Origin of the sequence: Actinomadura sp. NPDC047616 (assembly GCF_040642915.1) — a bacterium.
Taxonomy (GTDB): Bacteria; Actinomycetota; Actinomycetes; order Streptosporangiales; family Streptosporangiaceae; genus Spirillospora; species Spirillospora miaoliensis.
In genome coordinates, this window is the sequence record NZ_JBEYTB010000017.1 from 177,360 (window position 1) to 197,323 (window position 19,964).

Annotated in this window: 17 protein-coding genes and 1 pseudogene; 7 read left to right on the forward strand and 11 right to left on the reverse strand. The window is 70.4% G+C overall.

The features are described 5' to 3' along the window. Window positions 1-338 precede the first annotated feature (338 nt). A complete protein-coding gene (locus tag ABZ801_RS33280; RefSeq protein ID WP_360705567.1) occupies window positions 339-1,133 on the reverse strand; it encodes a maleylpyruvate isomerase family mycothiol-dependent enzyme in 795 nt (264 codons plus the stop codon). Window positions 1,134-1,693: 560 nt separating this feature from the next. On the opposite strand from ABZ801_RS33280, the gene ABZ801_RS33285 reads away from it, so the two are divergent. Both ABZ801_RS33285 and ABZ801_RS33290 read left to right on the forward strand, forming a co-directional pair. Continuing rightward, window positions 1,694-2,755, forward strand: a complete 1,062-nt coding sequence (locus ABZ801_RS33285) for an LLM class flavin-dependent oxidoreductase (RefSeq protein ID WP_360705570.1) — start codon at window positions 1,694-1,696, stop codon at window positions 2,753-2,755. Then, window positions 2,752-3,354, forward strand: a complete 603-nt coding sequence (locus tag ABZ801_RS33290; protein ID WP_360705573.1) for an NAD(P)H-dependent oxidoreductase — start codon at window positions 2,752-2,754, stop codon at window positions 3,352-3,354. Before ABZ801_RS33285 ends, ABZ801_RS33290 begins: the two co-directional genes overlap by 4 nt. A gap of 145 nt (window positions 3,355-3,499) precedes the next feature. Here ABZ801_RS33290 and ABZ801_RS33295 read toward each other — a convergent pair whose 3' ends face one another. After that, the gene (locus tag ABZ801_RS33295; RefSeq protein ID WP_360705575.1) at window positions 3,500-3,835 is read right to left on the reverse strand and encodes a hypothetical protein; all 336 of its coding nucleotides are present in this window, start codon (window positions 3,833-3,835) and stop codon (window positions 3,500-3,502) included. A 58-nt stretch (window positions 3,836-3,893) separates the two neighbouring features. On the opposite strand from ABZ801_RS33295, the gene ABZ801_RS33300 reads away from it, so the two are divergent. Continuing rightward, on the forward strand, window positions 3,894-4,625 hold the full coding sequence (locus ABZ801_RS33300) for a TioE family transcriptional regulator (protein WP_360705692.1): 732 nt from the start codon (window positions 3,894-3,896) through the stop codon (window positions 4,623-4,625). A 73-nt stretch (window positions 4,626-4,698) separates the two neighbouring features. Here ABZ801_RS33300 and ABZ801_RS33305 read toward each other — a convergent pair whose 3' ends face one another. The 3 genes from ABZ801_RS33305 to ABZ801_RS33315 all read right to left on the reverse strand — a co-directional run bounded on the left by ABZ801_RS33305 (window position 4,699) and on the right by ABZ801_RS33315 (window position 9,402). Next, complete coding sequence (locus ABZ801_RS33305) at window positions 4,699-6,441, reverse strand: ABC transporter ATP-binding protein (RefSeq protein WP_360705578.1); 1,743 nt, start codon at window positions 6,439-6,441, stop codon at window positions 4,699-4,701. A gap of 5 nt (window positions 6,442-6,446) precedes the next feature. After that, the gene (locus ABZ801_RS33310) at window positions 6,447-8,285 is read right to left on the reverse strand and encodes an ABC transporter ATP-binding protein (RefSeq protein ID WP_360705581.1); all 1,839 of its coding nucleotides are present in this window, start codon (window positions 8,283-8,285) and stop codon (window positions 6,447-6,449) included. Window positions 8,286-8,505: 220 nt separating this feature from the next. Beyond that, window positions 8,506-9,402: an alpha/beta hydrolase gene (locus ABZ801_RS33315; RefSeq protein ID WP_360705584.1), complete on the reverse strand. Its 897-nt coding sequence runs from the start codon at window positions 9,400-9,402 to the stop codon at window positions 8,506-8,508. A 96-nt stretch (window positions 9,403-9,498) separates the two neighbouring features. Here ABZ801_RS33315 and ABZ801_RS33320 point away from each other — a divergent pair, with 96 nt between their 5' ends. The 4 genes and pseudogenes from ABZ801_RS33320 (at window position 9,499) to ABZ801_RS33335 (ending at window position 14,057) form a co-directional block, all read left to right on the forward strand. Beyond that, window positions 9,499-10,533 (forward strand): helix-turn-helix domain-containing protein, encoded by a 1,035-nt coding sequence (locus tag ABZ801_RS33320; RefSeq protein ID WP_360705587.1) that lies wholly within the window; start codon window positions 9,499-9,501, stop codon window positions 10,531-10,533. 366 nt (window positions 10,534-10,899) lie between these two features. Beyond that, window positions 10,900-11,083: pseudogene (locus ABZ801_RS33325) on the forward strand (DUF4158 domain-containing protein); the annotation flags it as partial. 430 nt (window positions 11,084-11,513) lie between these two features. Then, window positions 11,514-12,758, forward strand: a complete 1,245-nt coding sequence (locus tag ABZ801_RS33330) for a glycosyltransferase (protein WP_360705590.1) — start codon at window positions 11,514-11,516, stop codon at window positions 12,756-12,758. 225 nt (window positions 12,759-12,983) lie between these two features. After that, window positions 12,984-14,057 carry a zinc-binding dehydrogenase gene (locus ABZ801_RS33335; RefSeq protein WP_360705593.1) on the forward strand — a complete coding sequence of 358 codons (1,074 nt, stop codon included), beginning with the start codon at window positions 12,984-12,986 and terminating at the stop codon, window positions 14,055-14,057. 289 nt (window positions 14,058-14,346) lie between these two features. Here the strand turns inward: ABZ801_RS33335 and ABZ801_RS33340 are convergent, their stop codons facing one another. The 6 genes from ABZ801_RS33340 to ABZ801_RS33365 all read right to left on the reverse strand — a co-directional run bounded on the left by ABZ801_RS33340 (window position 14,347) and on the right by ABZ801_RS33365 (window position 19,952). Then, window positions 14,347-14,559 carry a hypothetical protein gene (locus ABZ801_RS33340; RefSeq protein WP_360705596.1) on the reverse strand — a complete coding sequence of 71 codons (213 nt, stop codon included), beginning with the start codon at window positions 14,557-14,559 and terminating at the stop codon, window positions 14,347-14,349. 140 nt (window positions 14,560-14,699) lie between these two features. Continuing rightward, complete coding sequence (locus ABZ801_RS33345) at window positions 14,700-15,749, reverse strand: hypothetical protein (RefSeq protein ID WP_360705599.1); 1,050 nt, start codon at window positions 15,747-15,749, stop codon at window positions 14,700-14,702. 220 nt (window positions 15,750-15,969) lie between these two features. Beyond that, entirely contained in the window at window positions 15,970-17,505 is a 1,536-nt protein-coding gene (locus tag ABZ801_RS33350; RefSeq protein WP_360705602.1) for a DUF4158 domain-containing protein, read from the reverse strand. Window positions 17,506-17,963: 458 nt separating this feature from the next. Continuing rightward, window positions 17,964-18,365: a hypothetical protein gene (locus ABZ801_RS33355; RefSeq protein WP_360705605.1), complete on the reverse strand. Its 402-nt coding sequence runs from the start codon at window positions 18,363-18,365 to the stop codon at window positions 17,964-17,966. A 347-nt stretch (window positions 18,366-18,712) separates the two neighbouring features. Next, the gene (locus ABZ801_RS33360) at window positions 18,713-19,261 is read right to left on the reverse strand and encodes a hypothetical protein (RefSeq protein ID WP_360705608.1); all 549 of its coding nucleotides are present in this window, start codon (window positions 19,259-19,261) and stop codon (window positions 18,713-18,715) included. Window positions 19,262-19,496: 235 nt separating this feature from the next. Beyond that, window positions 19,497-19,952, reverse strand: a complete 456-nt coding sequence (locus ABZ801_RS33365) for a hypothetical protein (protein ID WP_360705611.1) — start codon at window positions 19,950-19,952, stop codon at window positions 19,497-19,499. Window positions 19,953-19,964 lie beyond the last annotated feature (12 nt).

Below are 19,964 nucleotides of genomic sequence, written 5' to 3' on the forward strand. Positions count from 1 at the left end.
CGTGGGCCGACATAAGAAGCGCGCCGGGGCGGCGCCAGCACCGTGCGTTGGCGGTTCTTTCCGTTACGCCGGGCCGTTGATCGCCTCCGGCGACCTCTCATTGGTCGGGGAATGCGGCAGCAGGACTGCGACGCTCGGCGTACCCGGCAGCAGGGACACGCCTGTCGAAGACCCGGGCCCGGAGCGTCGCGCGCCTCGGCATATGGGACGGGGCGGTGACGGTCCCGTTCCGGCGAGTTCCCTTTACCTGGCAGGATGCGCGGGCACCGCCGCGGCGGCCCGCACGCGGTGACAGTCCCGTTCCGGCGAGATTCCTTAACTTCCCGGCCTTATGTGGGCTATGCCCCGAGCCAGAATCCGGTGCGGGTCAGCCACAGGTCGAGCAGGTCCGTGTCGCCGCGTACCTCGACGTGGGGCGTAGGCCGCCGGTAGAGGAACATGAGTATGTCCTTCACCGGTCCGCGCACCACAACCGCGGGCTCGTCGGATGAGCCGTCGCCGTCGCGTCGCCACGTCGGTCTGGCGCCGGTGAGGTCGATCAGCCACCGTGCCGCCGCGCCCGCTTGAAAATGCAGCGTACGGCCGGGCCCGAGCAGGCCTGGTGCGTCCGGCGTGGGCTCGTACGCCTCGGGGACCGTGGAGAACTCCATCCATTCGTCCACGGCGTCGAGCGCGACGTCGTCGTCGAGTTCGTACTCCGCACCCGTGGTCAGCGCGGCGTCGGCTCGGTGTACGACGGTCTCGTGCGTCATGCGGCGAGCCCAGAACGAGGCGGACCTGCAGCCGGTGTCGGACGGGTTCCATACGATCACGTCGGGTCCGGCGGCGCGCAGGGTCGCGGCCAGTCGGGCGGCGCCCTCGGCGAGCCAACGATCCAGCACCGCTCCATCCTCGTCGGTGTAGCCGGCAAGGTCGTTGGCCTGCTCGTCGGAGACGGGCTCGGTGGCCCTGGTCCGTACGACCGTGTCGGCCCACCGGTGGTCACCGCCGACGTGCCGTAGCAACTGGCCGAGATTCCAGCCAGGACACGAGGACACGGGGGCGGTCATGTCCGCGTCTTTGACGTGCGATCTCAGCAGATCGGTCTGGGCGACTATCTCCGCGCAGTAGCGATCGAACGTCAGTGAGGTCATCGGGTGATGATATTGAGCAACGCGACGCCACGGCCAGCACTCCAGACGGTGACAGTGCCCTGGGTGCCGGCCACGTCGGTGAACGCGTCCGGATGCGCGGCGGTGTGCTCCACCAGCCGGGCGGGTGCCGACCGCCACCTCGGCCGAGATGACGGTGCGCGGCCGGTCGACGCCGCCTCGGCGGAGCCCTGCGGTGTGGCGAACGGCCCGGCACCCCGGCGCAAGACCATGAACAGCCGCGACCGGCGGACCTCCGTTCTCTGGGAGCCGATAACAAAGCCAGCGTGAAGCCATGCGCGGGGCCGGGGTTTCAAACAACTGCCGTGAATACAACGATGGCACTGCTGACCTGCACAAACGCTGTGATACCCGGGCGCAGGCCCCAGCAGATGACCTTGCAGGTTACGAGTGGCCATGGCCGCACCGCATCGGTGGCGTGCACTGCGAAAGATGCCTGCGCACGCAGGCATCGCCCGGAATAGCTTGCTGTGCAGACAACTTATAGAGAGATGTGCCACGGGAGGTGCCCGGCAGGCGGACGCAGCGGAGAGGAACGACAGATGACGTTCGAGATCGGGATCATGACCTTCGGCGAGGTCACGAAGGACCCCGCCACGGGGCGGCTGCCGTCACCACGGCAGCGCGTGCGCGAGACGATCGAGCAGGCGAAGGTCGCCGACGAGGTGGGCCTCGACGTGTTCGGCGTCGGGGAGCACCACCGCTCCGACTTCGTCGGGTCGGCCCCGACGATTCTGCTGGCCGCCGCGGCCGAGGCGACCGAGCACATCCGGCTGACGAGCTCGGTCACCGTGCTCGGCTCGGAGGACCCTGTGCGCGTCTGGGAGCAGTTCGCGACCATCGACCTGCTGTCGGGCGGCCGGGCCGAGATCATCGCGGGCCGCGGCTCCTACACCGAGTCCTTCCCGCTGTTCGGGTACGACCTGCGGGACTACGCGGAGCTCTTTCGCGAGAAGCTCGACCTGCTGCTCAAGATCCGCGAGCAGAACCCGCTCACCTGGTCCGGGCGTTTCCGCGCCCCCTTGGTCGACGCCGACATCGCACCCCGCGCGGACGGCGACCCCATCCCGATCTGGGTGGGGGTCGGCGGTTCGCCCGCGTCGGCGATCAGCACCGGAAGGCTCGGCCTGCCGATGGCGCTGGCGCTCCTGCTGGGACCGGTGACGTTCCACGAGCAGACGGTCGAGCTGTACCGTGCGTCCGCTGAGCGGGCCGGGCACGATCCGGCCGCGCTGCCGATCAGCATCAACACCCACGGATACGTCGGGCGTACCACCCGGGAGGCGCGCGAGACTATGTACCCCTACTTCGCGCTGGGGATGGCGGAGAACAACCACCAACGCGGGGCAGGCTTTCCCCTCTCCCGGGCCGCGTTCGACGCGCAGGCGTCGCCGGGATCCGGCCTGCTGGTGGGCAGCCCGCAGGAGGTCATCGACAAGCTGCTCACCTACCACGAGCTGTACGGCGTCAGCCGCGCCATCATCCAGATGGGCTTCGGCGGCATGCCGCAGAAGGAGCACCTCAAGGCGATCGAGCGCCTCGGCACCGAGGTCGCGCCTGTCGTACGCCGTGAGGCCGCCGTGCCCGCGAGGCGGACGGCATGACCACCACAACGTCCGCCACCGACGCGACGCAGGCCGCCCTCATGGCCGGGCCGGCTCTGCGAGTCGTGGTCGTCAACGGCAGCCCGAACCGCCCGTCCAAGACGATGGGCCTCGTCGACGTCGTCCTGGAGACACTGGCAGAGATGCTCCCCGTCGAGACGTCCCGGATCGACGTCTACGAACTCGGTCCGGCGTTCACCGGGGCCGTCGAGCGCGACGACGTTACTCCTGACGTCGAGGCCGCCCTCCGGCTGGCCGAGAGCGCCGATCTCCTGATCGCTGCGGTGCCGGTGTACCGGGGGTCCTATCCGGGAATGTTCAAGCACTTCTTCGATCTCATCGAGCAGTACGCGCTCGCCAACAAGCTCGTCATGCTCGTTGCGACGGGCGGGGGCGAGCACCACGCGCTCGTCTTGGAACATGCCCTGCGCCCCCTCTTCGGCTTCTTCCAGGCGTTGACCGTGCCCGTCGCGATCTTCGCCTCCGCAGGGGACTTCGACGGAACCACCCTGCTCAACCCGCGGATCCACGGCCGGATTCAGATGGCCCTGACCGACGTGCTGGACCTTCTGCGTGCCCGAGCCACGGGTGCTCCCTGATCAGGACGAGAGGGATCCAGGACGTTCGAGGGGGCAACAGCGAGAATCGTCTCGGCCAGGGCATGGCGCTCAAGAGCCCCGGCGGCGGCCGACTCGGCATCGGCCGGTTCTGGGCGCCTTGAGCGCCCGCACTGGGAGCTGTCGATCAACGCCGGGACCAGTCGAGCTTTCCGGCAGTTCGCTCAGCCGGACCTCGTGCAGTCTCTGCCGCACGTCGGCTCCGCAGCCTGCGCCGGCACGTCACACCCAAGCTGAATCCGCGCTCCATGACCTCGTCGAGGGTGCCTGTGCCCGAGGCGACGCGGTCGTCCACGACCAGGCCCGTCATGCTCGATCGGCAGCCCTCCTGCCCGACGATCTGCCGGAAGAGCTCGTTGCGCAGGTTGAGCAAAGTGTCCTCGCCATGGGTGCCCCCCTGGGGGAGCACCCATGGCCGGGCGGCATTGACGGCATGGGCGATGTCCTTGATGTCAATAGCCATGATCTTGACGGTATCGTTGGACTGATAATTGAGACTTCAGCGCGGCGTCGGCAGGAACATGGGACGGGACCTTCAAACCAGCAAGCGGCTCAGACCGGTCGACCTGGCGCGCGGGCACGGTCTGTCCACGCAGGCGGTCAGGAACTACGAGGAGGCCGGCATCCTTCCTGCCGCCGGTCGCACGGCCCACGGCTACCGCATCTACACCCCGCTGCACGCGCTGGCCCTGAGCGCGTTCCTCGCCTTGGTGTCCGGCCACGGGCACCAGACGGCGGCGTCGATCATGCGGGCGGTGAACCAGGGCGCGGTCGATGAGGCGTTCCGCATCATCGACGAAAGCCACGCCCAGCTCCTCGAGGACCGCCGGACCCTCCAGGCCGTGGAGAGCGCCCTCCGCGACCTGGATCCCGGCGCGGTGTCCGAGCCGGCCGCGGTGTCCGACCCCGGCGGCATGTTCATCGGACCGCTGGCGGGCAAGCTCGGAATCCGGCCCGCGACGCTGCGCAAATGGGAGCGCGCCGGGCTGGTGCGCCCGCGCCGCGACCCGCGGACCGGGTACCGCGTCTACGACGAGGCCGCCGTGCGGGACGCCCGGCTGACCCACCAGCTCAGGCGGGGCGGCTACCTGCTGGAGCAGATCGCCCCGCTGATCGCCCAGGTGCGGGCGGCCGGCGGGCTGGAGCCGCTGGAGGCCGCCCTGCGCGACTGGCGCGGCCGGCTGTGCGCCCGCGGGCGCGCGATGCTGGCCGGGGCCGCCGAGCTGGAGACCTACCTCCGCGAGCGCGGATGAGGCAAGGCGAAGCATGGGGACGCGTCCGTCGCGAGGGAGTGGCCGATTCCGCCGATGTCGCGACCAGTCATGATCACAGACCGCTGTCGTGCCCCAGTTCACTGACGTCCGACCCACTCGCCGCCGCTGTCAGGGACATGTTCCAGAAATCGGCGTAGCGGCCGCCGTGACGCAGCAGCTCCTCGTGGCTGCCTTCCTCCACGATTCGGCCGCCGTCCAGGAAGACGATGCGGTCGGCGCGTTGGACGGTCCGCAGCCGATGCGCCACCATCACCACCGTCCGGCCCGCCATCAGCCGCTCGATGCCGTCGTGGACGGCCGCCTCGTTCACGGGGTCCAGCGCGGAGGTCACCTCGTCCAGCAGCACGATGGGCGCGTTCTTCAGCAGTGCTCGTGCGATCGAGACGCGCTGGCGCTCACCTCCCGACAGCAGTGCGCCGCCCTCACCGACATTCGTCTCCCAACCGCCGGGCAGTCGCTCGATCACTTCGTCCAGCCGCGCCGCTGTCGCCGCCGCCCGCACCTCGGCTTCGTCGGCGTCGGGACGGCCGAGTCGCACGTTCTCCTCGATCGTGCCCTCGAAGAGATAGACATCCTGGAAGACGATGGCGATCTGCTCCATCAACACCTCAGTGTTGATGGCGCGTACGTCCACGCCCCCCACGCGCACCACGCCCGCGTCCACGTCGTAGAACCGCGCGAGCAACTGCAGCAATGTGCTCTTGCCCGCGCCCGACGGTCCGACGACGGCGAGCCGCTGTCCCTCCGGCACGGACAACGACACGTTGTCGAGCACGGTGCGGTGGCCGTGCCGGAAGGTAACGGACTCGAACTCCAGGTCATGGCCCACCGGCTGAATCGGTTCGCGAGCTTCCGGCAGCGGCTCGGTGCGCAGCACCGTGTCGAGTCTCGCCAGCTCGGAACGCGCACCGCGCAGTTTGCCCCCGATGTCCGACAGCGACAGCAGCGGATCGGCGCAGCGGGCGGCCAGCACCAGGATCGCCAGGAGCTCCGCCGCCCCGATGTTCCCGCCGAGCGCGAGGTAGGCGCCCAGGACCAGCAACACGGTGAACATCGCCTGCACCGCGAGCGTCAGGCCCAAGGTGCCGGGCAGCGCCGACAGCACGGTGCGGCGGGACGCGCGCTGCACTTCCTGGAGCGAGTCGTCGAGCAACCGGAACCGTTCGACGGTCCGGCCGCCGGCTCGCAGCACCGGCTGCGCCTGGAGATATTCGATGACTCGCGCGGTGGCCTCACGGTCGCGTTTCGCGCGCTCGGTATCGGCGGCGGCCATCGAGCGTCCCGTCCAGACCTGGATCGCCGCCACGACCGGTGCGGCGGCCAACGCGGCCAGTCCCATGCGCCAGTCGAAGGCGAGCATCACGACGACGATCGTCAGGGGAGTCACGCAGGCGGAGATGAACGGGGCCAGCAGATGCGCGATCACGCTCATCGCCTGCAGGACGCCGCGGCCGGCCAGGACCGACACCTCCCCGACGCGGCCCGCGCTGTACCAGCCGATGGGCAGCCGGGCCAAATGATCGCCGAGCCGGTGATACATGCCCCGCAAGAGTGTCGTCCCGACACGGAAACCGGACAGGTCGCTGACATAGCGCAGCGCCGCGTAGGCCGCGACCGCGGCCCCGAACGCGATCAGCCAGGGCCGGGCGTCTTCGGGTGTGCTCCCGAACAGGGCCCGCAGCACGGGAACCAGCAGTGCGTAGGACAAACCCTCGGCCACCGCGGTCACCGTCATCAAGGCCACGGTGCGACGGACCGGCTGGGCGTACTGGTGTCCCAGCACGCGCAGCAGCATTCGAATCATCGGGGCTCGTCTCCTTGCAGTACGCCACCATGGGGTTCGGCCTCGTCGGCGGCCACCGACCGGTGGGACCGCCAGAACGCGGCGAACTTTCCGTTTCGTGCCAGCAGCTCGGCGGGTGCACCGCGCTCGACGATCGACCCGCCCTCCAGCATCACGACGGTGTCGGCGCCGGCGACCGTCTCCAGGCGATGGGCGATCACCAGAATCGTCCGATCGCCCTTGAGCGCCGCCAGGGCCCGGCCCACCGCCTGTTCGGTGTGCGGGTCGGCGAAGGCGGTCGCCTCGTCCAGCACCAGGACGGGCGCGTCGGCGAGCAGTGCGCGGGCGATCGCGATCCGTTGCGCCTCGCCGCCCGACAGTCCGGCCTCCTGGCCGATCACTGTGTCGTATCCGCGCGGCAGTTCGAGAATCCGATCGTGGATGTTCGCCTGCCGGGCGGCGCGGACCACGTCGTCGAGGTCGGCGTGCGGTACCGCCAGCGCGATGTTGTCCGCGACCGACGCGCGCAGCAGGCGAACGTCCTGGAAGACGAAGGAGACCATCCGGTAGAGCTCCCGGCTGCCGACCTCGCGCAGATCGACGCCGCCGAGCACGACCGAACCGTGGGTCGGGTCGAAGAACCGCGGCAACAGCTGGACCAGCGTTGACTTACCGCTTCCCGACGGCCCGACGATCGCGGTGACCGTCCCCGGCTCGAGCACCAGGTCGATCCCGCGCAGCACTTCGCGACCGGGTTCGTAACCGAATCGGACGTCACGCAGTTCCACCCGGTGCCCCTGTGGCGCGACCGGGTGCGCGGGCTCCGGTATCGACCGCACGGCGAGCACGTCCCGGATCCGGCCGACCGCGCGCCGTGCGGCCTGCATGTCGTCGAAGCCGTGCCCGAGGGCCGCCACCGGGGCGGTCAGTCCCAGCCCGAGCAGCAGGAAGGGCAGCAGGTCGGCCGGTGCCATGCCACCGGTAGTAATCAGATACGCACCGCCGATCAGCACGACCAGCAGCACGAACGGCGGTGACAGCGCCAGCTGCATGCCCGCGGCGATCCCGGAGACACCGCGCACCCACCGGTAGAAGACGCCGACGAAGTCGTCTGCGGCCGTGCGGAACTTACGGTGGGCGCGCTCCGATCCGCCGAACGCCTTGACCACCGAGATGCCTTCCACGAACTCGACGGCCGAACTCGAAATCCGCCCCATGGCCCCGTCGAACTCCTCCTGCTCGCGCAGCCGGGACGGGGTCATCATCAGGGGGACCAGCGCCACTGCCAGCACCACCGGTATCAGCGTGATCAGCGTGAGCCGCCAGTCGATGGTGAACAGGTAGATCAGCGACACCAGCGGTACCACGAACGCGGACACGAGTTCGCCGGGGGTGTGGGCGATGAACGGGTGCACGGCACTCACGTCCTCGCCCACGACCTTCGCCAGCTCACCCGTCCGGCGACGGAAGAACCAGCCGATCGGTACGCGTCCCAGCCGCGCGGCCAGTTGCCGGCGGAACGACAGTTGCACCCGGCCGTCGAGAACATGCCCGATTCCGGACGATGCGGCCGTGAACAGCAGCCGGACCAGCAACCCGACCGCACCCGCGACCACGACGAACCAGACATGACCGTGATCGATCGGGCCGGGCGACAACAGAGCACGCCCCAGTTCGACGACCGCCAGCAGCGGCGCCAGACCCGCGACAGCGCCGATCACCTGCAGGATCACGACGGCGGTGAAACCCCGGACATACGGCCGCAGCAGCCCTGCCAGGCTGGGTCCCGCCGCGGAATCGGCATCCGGTGGTGGTGCGGACTGCTCCCTCGCCTCGGCGAGGTCGGTGGCGGTCATCGCCCTCCTGTCTTCGTCGGTCTCGTCGCGACCAGGCCCGTGGTCGAGCCGATGATCGTCCTCTCTGGGCCGGCCGCCCGACGGTGTCGACCGGCGGACGGCGCGCCCGTTGTCGACGTCGATCAGGCCCGCCGCAGCTCGGCCGGGCAGTACGGGCTGCCTGGATGGCCATGAAAGAAGGACAGGTGCGCGGCGCCGGCCTGGACGGTTCTGGATGTCCTTACTCGGCGAGGGCGCGGCGCAGGGCCGTGCCGAGTTCAGTGATCTGCCGCTGTGACACTTCGGCGGACGGGATCGCCTGCGATCCGTGGAACGTGCCGGGCCACTGATGCAGTTCGACCGAGACGCCCGCCTGCAGCAGGCGCAGCGCGTAGTCGATGCCTTCGTCGCGGAGCGGGTCGAACTCCGCGGTGGCGATGTAGGCCGGTGGCAGGCCGGACAGGTCCGTGGCCCGTGCCGGGGCGGCGTAGGGCGTGGCGGGCGCGGACCCCAGGTAGTGCCGCCACGTCATGGCCAGTTTGTCGCGGGTCATCCAGGGCGTGTCCGTGAAGTTGCGTGCCGACCACGTCTCCTGCCGGTCGTCCAGCTCGGGCTGGTTGAGCAGCTGGAAGCGGATCGGCGGCCCCTGCTCGTCGCGGGCCCGCAGCGCCACCGCCGCCGCCAGGCCCGCGCCGGCGCTGTGGCCTCCGACCGCGATGCGGGCCGGGTCGACGCCCAGTTCGGCCGCGTGCTCGGCTACCCAGGTAAGGACGGCGTAGACGTCGTTCAGGGCGGCTGGGAACCGGTGTTCGGGGGCCCGGCGGTAGCCCACCGAGATCACCACCGTGCCGGCGCCGGTCGCGACGCGGGTGGCCCACGGGTGCTCGGTGTCCAGGTCGCCCATGACGAACCCGCCGCCGTGCAGCCAGACGATGGCGCCCTGGGCCTGGCGCGGGCGGTAGATGCGCACCGGCACGTCCGGGTCGGCGGGCACCGTCCGGTCCTCGATCTCCATGTCCGCGGTATCCGGTGCCGACGCCGCAGCGGCCAGCTTGGCCAGGTTGTCGCGCGCGGTGACCGGGTCGGTCAGGTCGGCCGGTGGGAACAACGGGACGAATGCTTCCAGTTCGGGATCCATGCCGGCCATCCTCGCGGCCGTCACGCCTGAGATCATCCGCCATCCGTCGGGCATCCCACCGGGATCGCGCACCGATCGGCGCCTATCCTCTTCGCCATGGAGGCACTGGCCCTACGGCTGTCGCAACTGGATGCGCACGCCGAAGGCGCGATCCGCGTCGTCATGTTCTACGACACGCTGATGCGCCGACGGGTGGATCTGCCGGCTCTCGCCCGAGCCTCGGCGGTCCTGGCCGAGTGCGTGGCCGGGATCCGGCTCCACGGCACGGGCCAGGTGATCCGCATGTCACCCGACGGCACGCAGGCCACCGCCCCGTCACCACCGGCGCCCACCACGACACCGATCACACTCGACGAGGAGGAGATCGGCACGGTGTGGCTGGAACGCCCTGCCCCGCCCGGCGCGCTGGACCAACTACTCCTGGACCGGTTCGCCATCGCCGCCGCGGCGGTCGTCGAGCGGTACGGCCCGGCCCGCACCACCATGGCCGACCCCGCCCTCGTCGAACTGGCGATCAGCACCGACGCCGACGAGGCCGCCCGAGCCCGGGCACTGCGCCTGCTGGGGTTCGCCGCCGACCTGCCGGTCCGCGTCGTCGCCGTGCGCTCGTCGCTCCCGCTCGACAAGATCGGCGGCCTGATCTCCCCGACCCGCCCGGTCAAGGCGGCCCCGCTCGCCGACGTCGGCGTCCTCCTGACCACCGCCCTGGACCCGACCCGGTTCCCCGCAGACGCACGCGCCGGCATCGGCAACGCCGAAACCCCTCACCGATCCTGGCGGCAGGCCCGCACCGCGCTCCGCTTCACCACCCCGCGCCAGGTCGTCGTCCACTACGACGACCTGGGCGCGCTGGCGCTCCTGGCCGAGATACCCCCCGACATCGCACGAGACAACACCGACGTCGCCGCGATCAGCCGCATAGCCGACAATCCAGAAGACCTGCAGACCCTGGACGCCTACTGCACCACCGGCTCCCTACGCCAAGCCGCCGACCTCCTGCACCTCCACCACAGCAGCATCGCCCGCCGTCTCGAACAAATCGGAAAGACCCTCGGCATCGAACTCACCCAACCGACCGGACTAACACGAGCCAGACTCGCCCTCACCACATGGCGACTCCTCAACCACTGAGAAAACCCATTACAAGGCTCCGCACCGGCGCGTGCCTGGACGACTCGCAGGTGGCACTGCCCACCTTCCCGATCCGCCGGGATCCGGCGACCGGCCGCGTGGAGGTGGCCCTGACTCATGACAACCGACAGTGAGCCGCTGGCGGGATTAGCCGTCGGGGTGATGGCACCCCGCAGACAATGGCGCGCTCGCTCCCCGGCCTCGTCGCCTGAGTTGCCCAGGGGAGCCGCCAAGCCCCGAGGCAGATTGAGCGGACGAAGCCCGCTTGGCGTCTCCGCCACCCGGAAGGCCGTCAACTCCTCCGCGCCGGCCGGCCGCTGGCCGAGGCGGCTTCACATCTTCGGCAGCCGAAAGGAGCAGACGCCCATCGCCGCCTACGGCCGATACCTGGGGCCGCCGTCGCGGGCGAAGCTGGAGCGGTTCGTCTTCCTGAATGACGCGGATCGTGAATTGATCGCCAACGGCGGAGGCCAGCCGGCTGGGATTCGCATTGCAGCTGACGACGGCGCGGTTCGTGGGCCGGTTCCTGCCCGATTCGCTGGATGTCCCGGTCGAGTGGTCGACCACCTTGCCGCGCCCCCGATGCCGAGGCCGACGACGACGCTGGCTCCAGGCCGCCTCGGCCATGTTGCGGAGTGCTGATGCATCTGCTGCCAGACCGAGCGTGAGCCCGGCGACGATGCGACGGCTGACGTGGACCTCTACCGACGTGCGGCAGCGCTTCTGCAGAGCAGACTCCCGGCGCCGCACGACCAGGCCCTCCGCGCGGGTCCGTGCGATACCCCCAAAGTAACTAAGCGGAGTCGTCTCTTCAGGCGTGAAGGGGGGCTACCTACTGGGCGACAAATCGAAAAAGGCAAGGGATATGAACCCCTTGCCACTACCAACATATCGCGCATGGGGGGCCTTGCCACAAGGCCCCGGTCGTACTGCACAATCACCCTTCCATGGCTGGACGTACCGAAAATGGGGGCTGCGGAATGCGCGTTGTGTTGGTGACCTACGGGTCGCGCGGGGACGTCGAGCCGATGACGGCGCTGGCGCTGCGGCTACGGGCCCCCGGCGCCGAGGTGCGGGTGTGTGCGCCGCCGGACTTCGCGGAGCTGCTGGACAGTATCAACGTGCCGCTGAGTCCCCTCGGCTGGCCGATCCGCGCGCTGGCGACGGGGGCGATCCCCGGCAAGGCGCAGGTGGGCCTGTCCGACATCGCCGCCGAGCTGACCGCCATGGCCTACGAGACGGTCGCCGGGGTCGCCGAGGGCTGCGCCGCGGTGGTGGCCACCGGCTCGTTCCCGGCCCTGGCCGGTGCGCGGGCGGCGGCCGAGAAGCTGGGCGTGCCCTATGTGTTCACGTCCTTCTCCCCGTGTTACCTGCCGTCGTCGCATCACCCGCCTCTCCGCCGACCGGGCCAGGTGATCCCGCCTGAGGTGACCGGCAACCGGAAGCTGTGGGACCACGCCGAGCACATGGAAACCATGTTCGGCGACACGATCAACACCCACCGGGCCTCGATCGGCCTGCCGCCGGTGAGTGGCGTCCGCGCCCACGTCTTCACCGGCCACCCGTTCCTGGCGGCCGACCCGGTCCTGGGCCCGTGGCAGGAGACGCCGGAGCTCGAGGTGACGCAGACCGGCGCGTGGATCCGGCCGGACGAGCGCCCGCTCCCGGCCGACCTGGAGGCGTTCCTGGCCGCCGGTGCGAAGCCGGTGTACGTGGGCTTCGGCAGCAGGCCGATGCGGGGCGCGAACACGCAGGAGGTCTCCCGGGCCGTCATCGAAGCGGTCCGGACGCGGGGCCGCCGCGTCGTGCTCGGGAGCGGCTGGGCCGACCTGGCCCTGATCGACGACCGGGACGACTACTTCGTCGTCGGCGAGGTCAACCAGCAGGCGCTGTTCCGCCGGGTGGCCGCGGTCGTGCACCACGGCGGCGCGGGCACCACGACGACGGCGGCTCGTGCCGGGGCGCCGCAGGTGATCGTGCCCCAGGTTGCGGACCAGCCGTACTGGGCGGGCCGGGTAACCGAGCTGGGCATCGGCACGGGACACGACGGTCCGACGCCGACCGCCGAGTCCCTGGCGGCCGCACTCAAGATCGCCTTGGCCCCCGAGACCGGTGCCCGCGCGGCCGCCGTGGCCGAGACGGTCCGCACCGACGGAGCGGAGCAGGCCGCGAAGCTTCTGCTCGACATGATCGCCCGGAGCGGGTCCACACTGTCCGCCGGCTGATCCCCCGAAGGATACGCAGGTAGGCCCCCTACGACCTGGCGACGGTGGATTCGTGGGCGCCCCGAGGCATCGAAATCCCGGACCATCAACAACCTGGTCATCCAATCCCTGCTGGCCACCTTCATCGCCGACAAGACCATCGTCGACGAAACCGCCGCTCGCTCAGCCGTCAACTAAGTCATCGCGACAGGGTGACCCACACGCCAGTGCAGAACCAGGTACGGCGTGAACGAGGAGCAGGAGGGGGCCATCGTGTCGGCGTTGACCTCGAGCGGTGAAGGTTGCATGCTCGGGATCCACATCAGCGAACGGATAGGAGGGGGCGGGATGCGGGTGGTCCGGGCGGTGCGGTTCGGGGGACCGGAGGTGCTGGTCCCCGGCGAGGGGCCAGACCCGGTGGCTGGGGCGGATCAGGTCGTGGTCGATGTGGCGGTCGCGGGCATCACGTTCGTCGAGACGCAGATCCGGCGTGGTGTGGACAAATGGCATGCCAAGCCGTCGCTGCCTTACGTGCCGGGCAGTCTGGTGGCCGGACGGGTGAGTGCGGTCGGTCCAAGGGTGGATCAAGCTTGGCTCGGGCGGCGGGTCGTCGCCGGTACCGGAGAGACCGGCGGCTTCGCCGAGCGGGCGGTGGCCGAGGTGGAGGAACTGTTCCCGGTGCCGGACGGGCTCGGCCTGCCGGAGGCCATCGCCCTGCACAGTGATGGCAGCACCGCGCAAGGACTGGCCGAGAAGGCCGGTATCGGCCCCGGCGAGTGGGTGCTGGTCGAAGCGGCGGCCGGTGGGGTGGGGAGCCTGCTGGTGCAGCTTGCCCGCGCGGCGGGCGCTCGGGTCGTCGGGGCCGCCCGCGGCGCGCGCAAGCTCGGCCTGATCCGGGAACTGGGCGCGGACGCCGCGGTCGACTACGGCGAACCCGGCTGGACCAAGCGGGTACTCGAAGCGACCGGCGGCGTCGGACTCGACGTGATGTTCGACGGGGTCGGCGGACAGATCGGGCGGGCCGCGTTCGAAGCCACCGCCCGCGGCGGCCGGTTCTCGGTGCACGGCGCCTCCAGCGGCGAGGTCACGCTCATCGACCCTGCGGAGGCCGAGTCCAAGGGTGTGGAGGTGATCGGCATCGAGCAGCTCTTCGGTTTCGGGCCGAACGTGGAGCGGTGGGCGGAGCAAATGATGTCCCAGGCCGCCGCCGGGCTCGTCCGGCCGGTCATCGGGCAGACCTTTCCCTTGGAGCGCGCCGCCGACGCCCACGCCGCCATCGAGAACCGCACCGCCCTGGGCAAGACCCTGCTGCTCATCTAACTGCTCAGCGCCAAGACCTTTCGGCCGAGCCACCACAAAACGCGGCATCTCAACACCCAGGCCACCCAGGTCTGCGGTGTCTTTCTGCCGTATTGGGGCCGTCCCCAGGAACGCACGACCACCTGACCAGGCCATACGGTGCCGTCGCCGGAAACAAGATCATCCCGCTACCGCCGTTCCGTGCCCCGCCCCTTCGTCGCGGTGGTCACAGCGATGACGGACCGCACGCCCTCGATGTGACCACCGGGACCCGGTCACGCTTCCCGCGGCCCGTCCGTCATGCCTGCGATCACATCGACGTGACGAACGGAGCAGCGACGACCCGCCCCGCAAACTGATCGTCTTCACCTCGATCGATTTCTCCACCGGGGCCTGCGGCCACGTCGAGATGCGCGTCCCCCGAACTCCCCAGGCAGAGCGTTCTTTCCGAGCGAAGGCAGGCCGCCCTCCCGTGGACGATGTCCTTGCGGAGGTTCTGAACCAGGCCGACGGCGGCGTTCACCACGACCGCCTCGGCTGCTGGTCCATCACGCCTAGGTCGGCGTGCACGTGGCTGACCTGTGGCTTGCCGTCGTCGGTTTGTTGGTGGACGTCCCTGGTGAGGGAGACGGTCGGCCGCCGGGCCATTCGCTGGGCCCCGGCTTATGTGTCACGCGGACGTTCCTCGCGTCGTAGCTCGGCGGCGACCGCACGTTCGCGCTGGGCGGTGGCCTCCGCCCGTGCGAAATCGCGTTCCCGGGCCAGTTCGCTGTTGCGTGCCTGCTCGGCGCGTAGTTCCGCACGGGCCGTGGCGAGGTCCTCCCGTGCTCGATCAAGTAGGGCCCGCAGCTCGGCGACCTCGGCGCGTAGGGCGTCGGCCTGCTCGCGCGCGTGCTGGGCGGCCACCGTGGATTGCTCGGCCTCCGCTCGGGCTGCGTCGCGTCCGGAGATGGCCTCTGCCCGCTGTGCCTCGGCTTTGCGTGCGCGTTGTTCGGCGCGTTCGCGGGCCTGATCGGCGGCCTCGGCCCGTGCGAGCGCGGCGGCTCGCTCCCGCTCGGCGCGCATTTGCGAGTCACGCGCCTGCTGTGCCGCGTCGCGTGCCTCCGCCGCCTCGTCGGCGGCGGACTCGGCCGCACGACGAGCTTGTTCTGCCTCCTGCAGCGCCTCCTGCTTTTCGATGCGGTCGCGGTCCGCCTGGGCACGCGCCTCGTCGGCCTCGGCTCTGGCTTCCGCGACCTCAGCTCTGGCCTCTGCGACCTCGGCGCGTGCGGCCTGGCTGACGCGTTGTGCCTCCTCCTGCGCCGCCTTGATCGCCGCCTCGGCTTCCGCGCGTGTTCGCGCCGCCGCTTCGACGGCCTCATCGCGTTCCTGTTCGGCCTGCTGTGCCCGCTCGCGGGCGGCTCGGGCGCGGTCCTGGGCCTTCTCTGCGAGCTTCTCTGCCCGGACGGCCCGGTCTTCGGCGTCCTCCCGTTCGGCCAACGCCGCCGCCACCGCGGCCTGGGCCTCGGCTCGAACCGAACTGATCCGCGCCTCGACGCCGCGGGGCGAAAGTTCTGCGTCGAGTGCTTGAGCCAGGGGAGCCAGGGCTGCGGTCAGCCCCTGCTCCATCCGCTCGTAGAGATCCTCCGCTCGGGCGAGGGCTCCCTCCAGCCCCGGCGTCGCGCGCCTGAGTTCCCGCTCCCGCTTGGCCCGAGTCTGGCAGTCGCTGTCCATGCAGTACTCGCGGGGGCGCCCCCGCCCTGCCCTCTGCGGCACGGGCCGCCCACAGTACCGACACGGCCGCTCCACCACCGTCGCCTCAGTCACGACTCCCACCCTACATTTTTTGAATTTCTGTTTCCAGAAAACAACAACCTCGAAAAGTCGCCAGGCCCTAACTGACGACAATGTCCGTTGACGAAAGTTGGCTCTGAGCCGATGCCGGTGCGACTCGTCAGATGCCTGAGCTGGGGATTCGTCGCCAGGGGTCAGTGACTTCGTCATGAGGTGCCAGTAGCGGCGCCTGAGAGGAGCCCGCGAGGCCGTGGCTCTGCCTCCTGAGTGGAGGCCCACCGCTCGGATCCGTGCGACCCAGGCGGACGGTGTGGCGGGACATATGGTCCAGGGGCCCGTAGGTGGCGCGGGTGTTGGTGCGCCACAGGCGGGTGTCGCCCAGGTCGGCGATGCGCGGGGAGAACTGGTAGCCGCAGATCGCGAACAACCCGAACACGGTGTCGGAGTAGGACGCGGTGTCGGTCACCACCGTCTCGGGCCGCGGGCCACCGTCGACGGTGTGGATGGCGTCCAGGATGAACAGCGAGTCCCGCCACGCCGCCGCGGCGTCATCGTCGCTCTCGGGCACGAACGACGCAATCACCTCGACCGCCGCCGACAGCTTCTCGCGCGGCACCACCCGCTCGATCTCGTTCCACACCTCCGCCAGCGACACCAGGCGGTCCTCGGTCGCCTGCGGTGCGCTCATCAAGATCTCCATCGCCGAGGCGACGTGCTGGGCGGCGCTGCGCAGCTTGGGTAGGGTCCGCAGTTGCTCGGCCTTGCCCGCCCGCTCCGCCTTGGCCAGCAGGTTCGAGGTGATCAGCAGATCCAGCACGTCCAGCGCGTCGTCGATCGACGCGGTCTCCAGATGCCGGACCGTGGCCAGCAGCGTCGCCGTCTGCCGCCGCTCCTCCAGGTCCCGCAGCGTCGGGGCCTTGGACGCCATCCCGTACCGGGCCAGCGACGCCAGCTTCACCGCCGGCACCGGCTCGACCGCCACCCGCCCCGCGCCGATCCCGCCGATCTCGGCGACCCGGTCCAGCTCCCGGCCCGACGCCTTCACCGGCGAGGTCCGCAGCCGCTCCAGCTCCGACACCCGCCGGTCCTCCGGCACCTGCAGCAGGCCCCGCAGCACCGCGGCGGTCTCGGCCGGCGTCCGCTCGGCCAGCAGCCCGTACAGCCGAGCGTTCTCGGCCCGGCGCACCTCGCCCACCAGCCGCGTCAGCACCGTGATGCCCGGCAGCAGCACCCGCTCCTTCACCAGGTGGACCACAGCCCGGTCGAACAGCGCCCGCGGGCCCTCGGTCGTCGACCACACCCGCGCCGCCACAAAACGACGCAGCTCGGCCTCCCCGTCGGCGAAGTCGCGGTAGCCCAGCAGCTCGCGGATCTCCCACGCGTGCTCGTACACCGTCTGCGCACGCCGCCCGTACTCGGCGAACTCCTCCGGATCGACACCGAGCTGCTCACCGACGAACCTCACCACCCCGGCCGGAACCGCCGTGGGCTTCTCGGTCAGGAACACCCCGAGCATCCGCACCGTGCCCCACTGCACCGCCCAGCCCAGCCTTGTCGACGGCCGCCGCCGCTTGTCCACCTGCTCCAGCGCGACCCGATCCAGCCGGAAGAACTGCTCCAGCTCGGCCACCGACGGCTCCTGCGGGAACCGGCCATAGCGGGCGACCTTCTCATCAGAGAGAAATTCGAAAGGCATGGCCCCGGAACGTACGGGCCCTCACCAGGGCAGACCCGGCCCGTCACCGAACCGAAACGAAGATCAGCTTCCTACCGCTAAATCCTGCACCCAGCCTCCTCACGGGCCTCAACGCCAGCGTCTCCATTGTGGACAGCCGCGTCGGGCGTGGGGCCGGATCGGCTCCCGCAGCGGCATCGCTGCGCTGACCAGTGACGATGGAGTTATGCGGACCGGACAGAGTTCGCGTTCTGTCCGGTCAACCCCCGGCGCGGCCCCTTTCCGCCGTATTCCGGTGGCACCCCTACCGGAGACACCGGCTGCGCGGCCTCGTCGGCGCACTTCTTGCGGCACGGCCGTACGGTCACCGGGCACAGCCCGAACCGCATTCCGGTCAGGCGCCAGAGGATCGCATCACCACAGGTGGCAGCTCCTACCGCCACCGGCTGTCCCGTCGTTGCCCGAAGCCGGATCGCTGGTCAGTCCTGAGACGCCGCAGTAAAGCGGACGAAGCCGGCGATACGGGGGGAGAACGTGAGTGAGCACTGCTCGCCGACCCCCGAGCGCACGCCCGCCACCACGTCGGCGTCCGGCTCACCGAACACCTCAAAGCGCTCCACCCGGCAGTGTTTCATCACCTCCTGGATGTACGGGTCCGCGATCTTCCAGTGCGTGCGGACCGCATCAGAGTCCCGATAGAGCTGGAAGCTGTGCGCGAGCATCCGCTCCTCGTCCACGAAGGTCTGCACCATCAGTTGCGGCCCGTGCTGCTGTGCGAAATCCACGGCCTGGGCGATGGCGCTGCGGAAGCTCTCCAGATGGCCGTCGGTGATGCGCATGGTGTTGCGGAAGAGAAGGACCGTGTCGTTCTGTGTGGTCATGGCCCAACCCTGCCACCTCAACCAAGCTTGAGGTCAAACGCCCGTCCCGTCCCGGCTCACTCCATCGCCTCGACGACAATCCGTAGATCGGTGACCAGCCTCCAGCGGGCGGCCTCTTCGGGCCGATCCCGGGGCCCGTCCACGTCCACCCATCCCTCACCCGCCGCCGGTCCGGCTCGCACCCACTACTCGCTGACGTCTACCGCCAAAATCCGGTCCGGCCCTCCTCACAGGCCTATCTGCAGCACCGATCACGCTGAGCTGCGGCACTGTCCGCCAGAGACGACGTGAAGCGGCCCCGTTATCTGCGGTAACGCGCTAAGCGCACGCTCTCGCGCCGTTGTTCCTCATGCCCCGGATCGGCGGCGGCGTGCGGCGACCAGGAGGGCCCGGGCGTGGGCGGCTCCGCGTGCGGGGGCGGCCTCGTGGGTGGCGTCATGCCGGGTGGTCACCACGGCATCGACCGGCGGTGGCACGGGCGTCTCATCGGGCTCATCGTCGGCGTCCTGGTCCACACCGACGTCCTGGTCCTCACCGACGTCCTGGTTTCCGCCGGCGGGGCCGAGCAGGACCTGGCCGGGATCGGCTGGCAGGGCGTCCTGGTCGGCCGGCAGCGAGGGGCGAGGGGCGGGGATGGACGGCGGCTCGCCGGAGCAGGGAGCCGGCGCGCTCACCGCTGGCACCGTGGTCGGCACCGTGATCGCCGCCGTGGCCACGGTGGCCGGTGCCGTACCCAGGGCGGGGACGGGCGGAAGTGCGCTGCAGACGCCCTGGCGTCCGGCGGCTTCGGGGTCGTCGTCCTCGGTGACGTCCTCGGTGATGCCGTCGGCGATCTGGTTGGCGGCGATCAAGGTCTGTTCGGCCTCGTGGGCGGCGATGATCTGCTCGAACACCACGGCCAGCGAGCCGACGCCGGCCAGGAACTCGTGCCACTCTCGACGGTGCTCTCGGTAGCGGCGTACCCGTTCGGCGTACAGGTCGCAGGCGCCGAGTTCGTGTGCGGCCTCGTCCAGGGTCCGCTTCGGGGTTGAGGAACCTGCGGACAGCCGTTGGCGCTGAGATTGATCTTGGGAATTGCCCCGGGAACCGGAGCGTGCCGGGTGAGGCGTGACGAGGGCGTGGTGTGGGTGCTCAGCGGGGACGGCGTCGTGCCGCGGGGTCGTGTTCGGCGGTGATGCGGGCGGAGGTTTCCTCGCCCAGGCGCACGTAGTGCCCGAGGCTGCCCAGGTGGGCGTGGCGGGACTTGGCCTGCAGCTCCGCGGCGGACCGTCCGGCGGCCGCCAGGTGGGTCAGCGCCGAGTGCCACAGCTGGTGCAGCGTCCACCCGGCCGGGTGCGGGTCGAGTGCGGCCGAGGCGGTCTTGAACAGGTACTCCGCGTGCGGGTAGGAGGCGGCCCCGGCCGGTGACCGGGCAGACGTCGGCGGCCGCAGGGGCGCGGCGGCCGGAGGCAGGGGCGCGCCGGTCGGCCAGGAACACCGGCCCGGACGTGCGGCCCTGCAGAAGGCGGGGCAGTAGCCGGGCGGTGCCGGTGGCCCAGTGCACGTACTCGATCGCGCCGCCCTTGGAGACCACGCGGCCCCGGTCACCAAGCCCTGGCC

Coding starts and splice junctions, on each gene's coding strand:
- ABZ801_RS33280 (WP_360705567.1), bottom strand. CDS start 1,133: ATGACCTCACTGACGTTCGATCGCTACTGCGCGGAGATAGTCGCCCAG.
- ABZ801_RS33315 (WP_360705584.1), bottom strand. CDS start 9,402: ATGGATCCCGAACTGGAAGCATTCGTCCCGTTGTTCCCACCGGCCGAC.
- ABZ801_RS33330 (WP_360705590.1), top strand. CDS start 11,514: ATGCGCGTTGTGTTGGTGACCTACGGGTCGCGCGGGGACGTCGAGCCG.
- ABZ801_RS33300 (WP_360705692.1), top strand. CDS start 3,894: ATGGGACGGGACCTTCAAACCAGCAAGCGGCTCAGACCGGTCGACCTG.
- ABZ801_RS33295 (WP_360705575.1), bottom strand. CDS start 3,835: ATGGCTATTGACATCAAGGACATCGCCCATGCCGTCAATGCCGCCCGG.
- ABZ801_RS33355 (WP_360705605.1), bottom strand. CDS start 18,365: ATGACCACACAGAACGACACGGTCCTTCTCTTCCGCAACACCATGCGC.
- ABZ801_RS33285 (WP_360705570.1), top strand. CDS start 1,694: ATGACGTTCGAGATCGGGATCATGACCTTCGGCGAGGTCACGAAGGAC.
- ABZ801_RS33310 (WP_360705581.1), bottom strand. CDS start 8,285: ATGACCGCCACCGACCTCGCCGAGGCGAGGGAGCAGTCCGCACCACCA.
- ABZ801_RS33345 (WP_360705599.1), bottom strand. CDS start 15,749: ATGGACAGCGACTGCCAGACTCGGGCCAAGCGGGAGCGGGAACTCAGG.
- ABZ801_RS33305 (WP_360705578.1), bottom strand. CDS start 6,441: ATGCTGCTGCGCGTGCTGGGACACCAGTACGCCCAGCCGGTCCGTCGC.
- ABZ801_RS33320 (WP_360705587.1), top strand. CDS start 9,499: ATGGAGGCACTGGCCCTACGGCTGTCGCAACTGGATGCGCACGCCGAA.
- ABZ801_RS33290 (WP_360705573.1), top strand. CDS start 2,752: ATGACCACCACAACGTCCGCCACCGACGCGACGCAGGCCGCCCTCATG.
- ABZ801_RS33350 (WP_360705602.1), bottom strand. CDS start 17,505: ATGCCTTTCGAATTTCTCTCTGATGAGAAGGTCGCCCGCTATGGCCGG.